Genomic DNA, 1,193 nt, shown 5'->3' with positions numbered 1-1,193 from the left:
ATGAGTTTTTACCAGATTATATGATTCCTGCTCAATTTGTCTCTTTGCCTTCACTGCCACTTACATCTAATGGGAAGATTGATAAGAAGGCATTGCCTAAACCAGAAATAAGTAGTGCTGCTCCATTTGAGGAGCCACAATCGGCGATGGAACGAGAAATCGCTGATATCTGGAAAAAAGTACTCGGGGTAAAGCGAATTGGTCTACATGATCATTTCTTTGAATTAGGCGGCCACTCTCTTAGAGCGGCCCAATTAGTAAATATCATTCATAAAAACATTCAAATTGAGCTTCCGATTAAGGCTGTATTTAATTTTCCGACTGTAAAGCTGATGGCGACAGAATTGGAACAATTAAACACAGCTAAAAACAAACAATTTGAAGAGATACCTAAAGTCGCAGATCAAGATTATTACCCTGTATCTTCCGCACAAAAACGCATGCTAATTTTAAATCAACTTGAGAACATCGAAAACAATTACAATATCACAGGTGCTGTTCAATTAGAAGGGGAAATTGACGCGCTGCGGATAGAAAAGGCTATCCAACAGGTGATTAATAGACATGAAGCACTGAGAACCTCCTTTGCACAAATCGAGGATGGCTTTATTCAACGAATTCATCCGCATGTTTCTTTTTCACTAGAACGTTGGGAAGAGGAGGAACCGGTGGTTCCACAAAGAGTGAATAACTATTCCCGACCTTTTGAGTTAACTAAAGCGCCATTATTACGAGCTGGTCTCATTTCAATGGATGCCGAAAAACATGTATTGATTCTGGATATGCACCATATTATTTCTGATGCGCCTTCACTCAAGACAATGCTTGAAGAGATTAGTTTAAGTTATAAGGGAGAAAACCTGCCACCTCTCCGGCTTCAATATAAAGATGTATCCGCTTGGCAGTTAGAAAGCATGAATACAGACGCTTATTCAAAAGATGAAGCGTTTTGGCTAAATGAACTTTCAGGTAACCTTCCAGTACTCAACTTATCAAGAAAACAACGACCGAAGCTTCAAAGTTTCGAAGGAGCACGGACTGATTTTTCCATTCCTGTTCCACTAGCACAACAACTAGATAAACTCGCAAATAAAACTGGAACCACCTTATTTATGGTCTTGCTTTCCGCTTATCAGCTTCTTCTTTCTAGGCATAGTGGACAAGAAGATATTATTGTTGGGACACCGATTGCG

Annotated in this window: 1 protein-coding gene; it reads left to right on the top strand. The window is 39.6% G+C overall.

Annotation, left to right across the window (positions count from 1 at the left end; translation table 11 throughout):
* Window positions 1-1,193, top strand: a 1,193-nt coding sequence (locus J2S17_RS28760; RefSeq protein WP_307480827.1) for a condensation domain-containing protein, incomplete at both ends; no start/stop codon positions are given.

Source organism: Cytobacillus purgationiresistens, assembly GCF_030813235.1.
Taxonomy (GTDB): Bacteria; Bacillota; Bacilli; order Bacillales; family Cytobacillaceae; genus Cytobacillus; species Cytobacillus purgationiresistens.
This window is presented reverse-complemented; position numbering and strand designations above follow the sequence as displayed.